Annotated in this window: 1 protein-coding gene; it reads right to left on the bottom strand. The window is 74.1% G+C overall.

The window, feature by feature from the left end; genetic code table 11:
- Nucleotides 1-6117, bottom strand: a 6117-nt coding sequence (locus ACTWPW_RS62670) for an amino acid adenylation domain-containing protein (protein ID WP_443174793.1), incomplete at its 3' end; no start/stop codon positions are given.
- Nucleotides 6118-6128: the final 11 nt, after the last annotated feature.

Below are 6128 nucleotides of genomic sequence, written 5' to 3'. Positions count from 1 at the left end.
CAGGTCGGGGACGGCGGGCAGGTCCCCGGACGCCGGCACCAGGTAGGCGACCAGGCGCCGATCGTCCGGGCGGTCCTCCCTGACGATCACGGCCGCCTGCGCGATCGCGGGGTGCCCGGCGAGCGCCGTCTCGATCTCGCCCAGCTCGATGCGGAACCCGCGGATCTTGACCTGGTCGTCGCTGCGGCCGGCGAACTCCAGCACGCCGCCGGCCCGCCACCTGGCCAGGTCGCCGGACCGGTACATGCGCTGCCCCGGGTCGAACGGGCTGGCCACGAACCTGCTCGCGGTGAGTCCGGGGCGGCCGAGGTAGCCGCGGGCCTGGCCGTCGCCCGCCACGTACACCTCGCCGGTCACGCCGACGGGGACCGGGCTCAGGCCGCCGTCCAGCACGTATGTCCGGTAGTTGGGCAGCGAGCGGCCGGCGGAGACACGGTCGTGCCGCCGGACCTCCTCCCAGCACAGCTCCTGGGCGGTGACGTGGACGGTGGTCTCGGTGATGCCGTACATGTTGACGAGCCGGGTGGCGGCGTCGGGGAACGCCTCGTACCAGCCGCGGACGTGGTCCTGTCTGAGCCCCTCGCCACCGAAGATCACCATGCGGAGGGCGGGCAGCGGCCCGCCGGACTCGCCCGCCGTACGCAGCAGCTCGCGGAAGCTGGACGGCGTCTGGCTCAGCACCGTGACGCCGCGCTCCCGCATGAGCCGCCAGAACGCCTCCGGCTGGTGGATCACCTTGGACGGCACCACCACCACCTGTCCGCCGGTGGCCAGCGCGCCCCAGATCTCCCAGACCGAGAAGTCGAAGGCGTAGGAGTGGAACATCGTCCACACGTCGCCGGGGCCCAGCCCGAGCTCCTCACGGGTGGTGTGCAGGAGGTTGACCGCGCTGCCGTGCGCGACGACGACTCCCTTCGGCCGGCCGGTCGAGCCCGAGGTGTAGATGACGTAGGCGGGATGGGCGGCCGAGGCGCTGGCGCGCGGCCCGGCGTCCGGGTACGCGGCGAGTGTCACGGCGACGTCCGGGTCGTCGAGGTTCAGTGTCGGCACCGGCGTGCCCGCGAGGCCGTCGAAGACGGTCAGCAGCAGCACCGGCCGGGCGTCCTCCAGCACGTAGGCGACGCGGGAGGCGGGATAGGCCAGGTCGATGGGCAGGTAGGCGCCACCGGCCTTGAGCACCGCCAGCAGCGCCACGATGAGCTGCTCGGATCTGGGCAGCGCGACCGCGACCAGGGACTCGGGCCCGACGCCGAGGGAGACGAGGTGGTGGGCGAGCCGGCTCGCGCGGGCGTCCAGCTCCGCGTAGGTCAGCTCGCGGTCCTCCGAGACGACCGCCACCGCGTCCGGCGCGCTCGCCGCCCGTGCCTCGACCAGCTCGGTCAGCGTCGTCTCCGGCACCTGCCACGGTGTGCCGTTCCACTCGGTCAGCAGCGTCTCCCGCTCGTCGGCCGAGAGCAGCTCGACCTCGTCGATGCGCCGGTCGGGGCCGTCCACCATGGCCGCGAGCAGGTGCTGGAAGCGGCGCACGAGCCGCTCCACGCTGTCGCGGTCGAACAGGTCGGTGGCGTACTCGACGACGCCGAGCAGGCCGCCGGGCGCGCCGTCGCCGTCGTACTGCTCGCTCATGACGAACCCGAGGTCGAACTGGACGACGTCGAGCGGCACATCCTCGTAGGAGGTGTGCAGGCCGTGCAGGGGCAGGTCGAACTCGCCGTCGTGGTGCAGTGCGAACAGGGTCTGGAAGAGGGGGTGGTGGTTGCCGCGGGCCGGGTTGAGCGCCTCGACCAGCCGCTCGAACGGCAGGTCCTGATGCTCGTACGCGGCCAGGTCCGCCGCCCGCACCCGCCCGATCAGCTCACGGAACGTCGGATCCCCCGACGTGTTCGCCCGCAACACCAGCGTGTTCACGAAGAACCCCACCAGATCATCCAGCGCGTCATCCAACCGACCCGCCACCGGCGTCCCGATCGGAATGTCACCCCCGGCACCCAGACGGGTCAGCAACGCCGCCAGCGCCGACTGCACCACCATGAACAACGTCGCGTGCGAATCCCGGGCCAGCCCCGCCAGCCGCGCGTGCACCTCCGCCGGGACGGCCAGCCGCACCTGATCGCCCCGGTAACTGGGCCGGGCCGGGCGCGGCCGGTCGGCGGGCAACGCCAGCAGGTCGGGCAGACCGGCCAGCGCCTCCGACCAGAACGCCAGCTGCCCCGCCAGCACGCTGCCCGGATCGCCCTCCTCCCCCAGCAGCTCCCGCTGCCACAGCGCGTAGTCGGCGTACTGGACCGGCAACGGCGCCCACTCCGGCACCCCGCCCGCCACCCGCGCCGCGTACGCCACCGACAGGTCACGGCAGAGCACGCCCGTGGACCAGCCGTCGGCGGCGATGTGGTGCATGACGAGCAGCAGCACGTGCTCCTCCGCCCCCAGCCGGAACAGCCGGGCCCTGATCGGCGGCTCCCCGGCCAGGTCGAACGGCTGGTGCGCGGCCTCGGCCAGCGCCCGGCGCACCTCGGCCTCGGTGACGTCCGCGAGCTCCATGTCCGGCCCGGCGGAGTCGAGGACCCGCTGGTACGGCACGCCGCCGGCCTCGGGGAAGATCGTCCGCAGCGCCTCGTGCCGCCCCACGACGTCGCCGATCGCGACCGTCAGCGCCGCCACGTCCAGCGGGCCGCGGAGCCGGACGGACATCGGCACGTTGTAGGTGGCGTTCTCGCCCTCCCACTGGTTGAGGAACCACAACCGCTGCTGGGCGTAGGACAGGGGGATCCGCTCCGGCCTGGCCGCGGGCGCCGGCGCGGGCCGGACGACCCCGGAGGCGGCCCGCCGGGCGACGCCCGCCACGGTCGGGTCCGCGAACAGGTCACGCACGCTCAGCTCGACGCCCAGAGACGACCGGATGCGCGAGATCAACCGGGTGGCCAGCAGCGAGTGCCCGCCCGAAGCGAAGAAGTCGTCGTCCACGCCGATCGAGGGCAGCCCGAGCACCTCCGCGAACAGGCCGCACAGGATCTCCTCGCGCGGGCCGCGCGGCGCGCGTCCCGTCACGCTTCCGGCGGGCTCCGGCGCGGGCAGCGCCCGCCGGTCCACCTTCCCGTTCGGGGTGAGCGGCAGCGACTCCAGCGGCACGAACGCCGACGGCACCATGTGCTCGGGCAGCGCCGCGACCAGCGCGGACCGCAGGCCGGCCGGTGTCACGTCGCCGACGGGGTAGCCGACCAGGCGCTCGGTCCCGGAGTCGTCGCGGTGCAGGGCGACGGCTGCCTCCCGGACGCCGGGCACGTTCCGCATGGCGGTCTCGACCTCGCTCGCCTCGACGCGGAAGCCGCGGATCTTCATCTGGTCGTCGAAGCGGCCGAGGAACTCCAGCTCGCCGTCGGCCCGGAGCCTGACCCTGTCGCCGGTGCGGTAGATCCGCGACCCGGCGGGACCGAACGGGTCGGCCACGAACGCGCCGGCGGTCCGCCCGGGACGGCCCAGGTAGCCGCGGGCCACGCCGCCGCCCGCCACGTACAGCTCGCCCGGGACGCCCGGCGGGACCGCCATCAAGCCCTGGTCCAGGACGTAGATCCGGACGCCCGGCAGCGGCCGGCCGATCGGTACGTACCGCTCGCCCTCCGATGAGGACCCCGGCGAGTAGACGGTGGCGTCCGCGGTGACCTCGGTGGTGCCGTAGACGTTGAAGGCCAGCGCCCCCGGCGGGAGCAGCTCCAGCAGCTCCAGGCAGTCGGCGACCGGCCAGCCCTCGGAACCGACCGTGAGCTGGCGCAGCGCGGGGAACGCGCGGCCCTGCCGCACGGCCTCCCGCACCAGCGGCCGCAGCAGCGAGGGGGCGATCTCCAGACCCGTCGCCGCCGACGTGTCCAGCAGCTCCAGCAGCCTGGCCGGGTCGAGGGTGACCTCGATCGGGCTGATCGTGAGCGTCCCGCCGAACATGATCGACCTGATCATGTCGCCGAAGAACAGGTCGACGGAGACCCCGGACACCGAGACGGCCCGCGGCTCCATGGCCGACAGACCGAACTGGCGGTCGCAGGTGCGGACGAGGCTCAGCAGGTTGCCGTGCTCGACCATCACGCCCTTGGGCCGGCCCGTGGTGCCGGAGGTGTGGATCACGTACGCGAGGTCGCCCGGGCGCACGTCCACCCCCGGGTTCCCGGCGGGTCGGGCCGAGACGGCCGCCCGGTCCTCGTCCAGGTCGACCATCGTCACGCCGGGCGGCGCGACGTCGAGGCCGCCCCGCGTCAGCACCAGGGACGCGCCGGTGTCGGCGAGCAGGAACGCCAGCCGCTCGGCCGGGTGGGCGGGGTCCAGCGGCACGTAGGCGGCGCCCGCCTTGAGCACGCCCAGCAGCGCGGCGACCAGCTCCACGCCGCGGTCCAGGTGCACGCCGACGATGCCGCCCCGGACCGCCCCGTTGGCCAGGAGGTGGTGGGCGATCCGGTTGGCCCGCCGGTCGAGCTGCGCGAACGTGAGCGACTCCGGCCCGCACACCACGGCCACGGTGTCCGGGCGGCGGCGGGCCTGCTGCTCGAACAGGTGGTGGACGGCCTGGTGGGCGGGGCGGTCATGGGTGCCCGTGTCGTTCCACTCGACGACGAAGTGGTGCCGCTCGCCGGGGTCGAGCAGGTCGGGCCGGCTGATCGGCTGCTCCGGGTCGTCGGCCATCGCCTCGATCAGCCGGAGGAAGCGTCCGGCCATGGCGGCGATCGTGCCGTGGTCGAACAGGTCCGTGCTGTACTCGATCTCTCCGTGGACGCCGGCCGGCCGCCCGCCGCCGTCGTGCTCCTCGACCAGGTCGAAGGAGAGGTCGAACTTGGCCCCGCCGAGCGGGGCGGGCACGAACGAGGCGCTCAGGCCGGGCAGCTCGAACTCGCCGGGCGGCAGGCTCCTGTCGACGCTGAGCATGGTCTGGAAGAGCAGGTGGTGGTCGCCGGTGCGCTCGGGGTTGAGCGCTTCGACGACCCGCTCGAACGGCAGGTCCTGGTGTTCGTACGCGGCCAGGTCGGCGGCCCGGACCCGGCCGATCAGCTCGCGGAAGCTGGGGTGGCCGCCGGTGTCGGCGCGCAGCACCAGCGTGTTGACGAAGAAGCCGATGGCGTCGTCCAGCGCGTCGTCGGCGCGCCCGGCCACCGGGGTGCCGATCGGGATGTCGGTCCCGGAGCCGAGCCGCGTCAGCAGCGCGGCCAGCGCCGTGTGCAGCACCATGAACAGCGTGGCGTGCGACTCGCGGCCCAGCTCCAGGAGCCGGGCGTGCAGGCCGGCCGGGATGGCGAAGGGCAGCGCCGCGCCCTGCCCGGTGGGCCGGACCGGGTGCGGCCGGTCGGCGGGCAGCGCGAGCCGGTCGGGCAGGCCGGCCAGCGTGGCCGACCAGTAGGCGGTCTGCCGGGCCAGGATGCTGTCCGGGTCGTCCTGGTCGCCCAGTAACTCCCGCTGCCACAGCGCGTAGTCGGCGTACTGGACGGGCAGCGGCGCCCAGTCCGGCGCCCGCCCCTCGGCCCGGGCCGCGTAGGCGCGGGCGAGGTCGCGGCCCAGAGGGGTCATCGACCAGCCGTCGGCGGCGATGTGGTGCAGCACGATGACCAGCACGTGCTCCCGCTCGCCGAGCGCGAACAGCCAGGCCCGGACCGGCGGCTCGGCGGCCAGGTCGAAGGCGTGCCGGACGGCGGCGCCGATGAGCGTCCCCAGCTCCTCCTCCGCGCACTCGACCACCTCGACGGCCGGCCGACCCGCCACGACCCGCTGGTACGGCACGCCCTCGACGGCGGGGAAGACGGTGCGCAGGCTCTCGTGCCGGTCGGCCACGTCGCCGATCGCGGCGATGAGGGCCCGCCGGTCGAGGCTTCCCGACCAGCGCACCGCGACCGGGATGTTGTAGGTGGCGCTGGGCCCCTCCCACTCGTGCATGAACCACAACCTGCGCTGCGCGAACGACAACGGCACCACCTCCGGCCGCACCCCCCGCACCAACGCCTGACGCCTCGTCCCCGCCACCACCCGACGCGCGATCCCCGCCACCGTCGGATCCGCGAACAACTCCCGCACACCCAACTCCACCCCCAGCACCGACCGCACCCGCGAGATCAACCGCGTCGCCAGCAACGAATGCCCACCCAGATCGAAGAACC

This window comes from Nonomuraea sp. KM90, from assembly GCF_052246675.1.
Lineage (GTDB): Bacteria > Actinomycetota > Actinomycetes > Streptosporangiales > Streptosporangiaceae > Nonomuraea.
This window is presented reverse-complemented; position numbering and strand designations above follow the sequence as displayed.